General features: G+C 39.2%; 5 protein-coding genes. 2 read left to right on the top strand and 3 right to left on the bottom strand.

Features of this window, described 5'->3' with window-relative positions; all coding sequences use genetic code 11:
- The first annotated feature begins 183 nt into the window (after positions 1-183).
- The gene (locus AC805_RS00060; protein ID WP_055073517.1) at positions 184-789 is read left to right on the top strand and encodes a hypothetical protein; all 606 of its coding nucleotides are present in this window, start codon (positions 184-186) and stop codon (positions 787-789) included.
- A 177-nt stretch (positions 790-966) separates the two neighbouring features.
- Here the strand turns inward: AC805_RS00060 and AC805_RS00055 are convergent, their stop codons facing one another.
- The 3 genes from AC805_RS00055 to AC805_RS00045 form a co-directional block, all read right to left on the bottom strand.
- Positions 967-1,260 (bottom strand): helix-turn-helix transcriptional regulator, encoded by a 294-nt coding sequence (locus tag AC805_RS00055; protein ID WP_009628470.1) that lies wholly within the window; start codon positions 1,258-1,260, stop codon positions 967-969.
- A gap of 2 nt (positions 1,261-1,262) precedes the next feature.
- Entirely contained in the window at positions 1,263-1,619 is a 357-nt protein-coding gene (locus AC805_RS00050; RefSeq protein WP_055073516.1) for a type II toxin-antitoxin system RelE/ParE family toxin, read from the bottom strand.
- A gap of 328 nt (positions 1,620-1,947) precedes the next feature.
- Entirely contained in the window at positions 1,948-2,253 is a 306-nt protein-coding gene (locus AC805_RS00045; protein ID WP_055073515.1) for a hypothetical protein, read from the bottom strand.
- An 86-nt stretch (positions 2,254-2,339) separates the two neighbouring features.
- Here AC805_RS00045 and AC805_RS00040 point away from each other — a divergent pair.
- Positions 2,340-3,337 (top strand): IS5 family transposase (locus AC805_RS00040; protein ID WP_156341257.1); only part of this gene is annotated, 998 nt, incomplete at its 3' end.

Genomic DNA, 3,337 nt, shown 5'->3' with positions numbered 1-3,337 from the left:
GTAGCTAGGCATAAGTAAACTTAAAAACCAGAGAGCGTAACGCCCACTACACGGGCGTTACGCTCTCTGGTTTTTAGTTTTTAATTATACTGAACTACTTTGTCTATATCATCAGTTTAAGCAATGCGATGGCATAATAGGCTTAAGTCACCTAAGGATTTATCAGTGAAGAATTAAAGATATATGTCTAAAATACCGATCCTCCAAGCCGATCAATCATATACTTTTCGCTCCTACTTCGAGATGTCCTACGGTGCGGATGAAATTCTGGCTGAATTTGGATATACATTTGCTAGCGATCGCATTCCATTACCAAAAACAGAAGAGACTCTAAACTGGGTTCCCGAATTACGCGATCGCATCGAATCTTTCTTACCCCATATCCGACTCACCAGCGAAACTGCTCGTCGTGAAACGCTCGTCGCTCCTTTATTACTTGCGGTTACAGTCCATTGCAATTGTCAGTTGAGAATTGAATATCCATTAAACGTAAATAATTGGCTCAAAGGTTATCTAGATTACCTTGTACGGTCTACTCATAATTTATTGGTTGTAGAAGCTAAAAATGATGACCTTACCAAAGGATTTACCCAATTAGCAGTAGAATTAATTGCGCTCGCTGAAGCTGAAGAACAGAATGAACTTTATGGAGCAGTGACGATTGGTAATGTTTGGCAGTTTGGATATTTAGATGTGAAATCAAAAAAGATAACCCAGATTGCTTCGCTGTATCGAATTCCTGAAGATATCGAAGAACTAGCTCGGATTTTGGTTGGTATTATAAATTAATAGAAGCGATCACTATTTGGCATTTGTTTGATTGTTTCTAAAATTTGAGTTTTAATCATAGTTTTTTAAATAAGCTAAAGTAAAAAATTGCCTCTTCTAACCACAAACTGCGATCGCGATCGCAAAGAGTTGTTTTTTGTTGAATAGTCTGTGTCATAGGTTTTAGTCAGGTAGCATTTAGACAACATCAACCAAATCTATCTTAATTCTTTTGCCCACTGCTCTAGCTGCTTTATCTAAAGTTCGTAGAGTTACAGAATCATACTCAGGATCGAGTAAGCGATCTAGTGCTGCGCGGCTAGTTTGCATAGACTTCGCCATCTTAGATTTAGTTAAACCACGTTCCTTCATTGCTTGTTCAACTTGCCAAGCCAAAACACGCTTCAGTGCAACTTCTGTTACTTCGTTTAAAATCCCTTCCTGTTCTAGAAAGTCATCAAAAGCAGAACCTAAATGACAATTGTTAGACATGGTTAACTCCCAGCTTTGTTTTTAAACTCAGTTTGTCGCTTGATGGCTAAATTCAAATCTTCCTTAGGCGTTTTTTGCGTTTTCTTAGTAAACCCGTGCAGAAGAATCATTTGCTCTCCTTCCACACAAAACAAGATTCTAGTAATCGTATTTTCAAGATTAGTACGCACCTCATACAATCCCTTTCCCATAGGGCGACAGGTCGGCATTCCGATAGGAAAGCCAAACTCAATTGTTTTAATGTCTTCTCCTATTTTTTGTCTATCTTCTTTCGATAAGGTCATCAGCCAATCCCTAACAGGTTCTTTACCAGATTCAGTTTTGAAAAAGCTTGCTTTAATTCTCTTAATATTGCTCATAGGAAAATTACAGCAGAAGCTCTCAAAAGATAGAAATCAAGTGGTAAATAAGTGAGTACTTAAATTTGATTTTATTATTGTATCATTTTTGGTACGTTAAAGTGTCAAAATGTAAGGAGCATATAGCGCCCTTGTCCCAGAGATTCGCCACTTCTAACCACAAACTGTGATCGGGATCGCACAGCGAAGATTTTTGCTCAATAGTCTGTGTCATTCAATTACCTCCAATACATCGCTATTTGGCATTTGTTTGATTGCTTCTAAAATTTGAGTTTTAATCATAGTTTTTGGATTAATATCTACATTAGAATTGCAATAGGGAAAAAACTTAAAAAGAATCAAGAAAAGTTTTCCAATTTTTCTGATTTTCTATGAGTTCGTCGTAATCATCATCATATAAGGTACTACCTTGTGATATTTGCTCTAACTCATCAGGAGTTAGAGATTCATAAAAATTTCTCCCTGCTTCATCTTGTGCTATTACTCTCATTCTTTCATAAGCTTCCTGACTTCCATCACCTAATAAGTGTCTCAATCGTTGATCGATGGTAAAGGAATTGTCCAGTAAATGCGCTTCCAATATTCCAGAGCTGATATAATTAGGGCTTGCTGAAAAAGGCAGAAACAGTTGCAATCAGTAGTTTCCAAAGGTTGCAAAAGCTGATAAGATGCAAGAAAAAAGCCCAAAAACAAGAAAAACCCTTGCACCAATAAAATTTTATGTACCGACGTTCCGCAAAAGGACAACTATCATTCGAGAACTTCTATCTTCCATTTAGTGGAAAACTATCAGGAGAGAATCGATGGGTAAAGTTAGCGGAACTAATTCCATGGGAAAGTTTTGAGAGTGAATATGCGGAACAATTCAGCGCAGGTGAAGGAGCACCAGCCAAGAGCTTTCGGATGGCACTGGGAGCACTGATCATCAAAGAGAAACTAGGAACAAGTGATGAAGAGACAGTAGAACAGATCCGCGAGAACCCCTACTTGCAATACTTTTTAGGGATATCAGAATACAGCGATAAAGCCCCATTTGAAGCCAGCATGATGGTACACTTTCGCAAACGATTGAATCTAGAGATCATCGGCAGAATCAACGAACAAATTGTGAAACATTCAATAGAATCGAAACAAAAAGAGAAAGAAGACGAACAGAGTCAAGAAGAAGACAAAGAACCACCGAACCAAGGCAAATTGCTGCTTGATGCCACTGTCGCGCCAGCCGATATTCGTTATCCCACTGACATCAACCTATTGAATCAAGCAAGAGTACAAACTGAAAAGATCATTGATGCTCTTTACGAACAAGTGAGAGTCCAGTTTCCAAAGAAACCCCGCACCTATCGTTTTCAAGCAAGGACAGCCTATCTAGCCATCACCAAACAACGCCAACCCAACCGTAAAAAGCTACGCAAAGCAATTCGGCAGCAATTGGGATATGTGCGCCGAAATCTCAGTCATATTGATTCTTTGGTATCCGCAGGCGCATTACTATCAGAGTTGAGTCAGCATCTTTATCGGAGTTTGCTAGTAGTCAGTGAAGTATTTCGGCAACAACAATGGATGTACGACCAACGTTGTCATCGTATTGACGACCGCATCGTTAGTCTCACGCAACCCCATGTGCGTCCCATTGTCAGAGGTAAGGCGGGAACACCTGTAGAGTTTGGAGCCAAACTCTCGGTTAGTTGTGTTGATGGCAAGGCATTTCTCGACCA

The sequence above is a fragment of the Pseudanabaena sp. 'Roaring Creek' genome, assembly GCF_001402795.1.
In the GTDB taxonomy this organism is placed as follows: domain Bacteria; phylum Cyanobacteriota; class Cyanobacteriia; order Pseudanabaenales; family Pseudanabaenaceae; genus Pseudanabaena.
The sequence above is the reverse complement of the archived record's forward strand: the minus strand, read 5'-3'. Positions and strand labels throughout refer to the sequence as shown.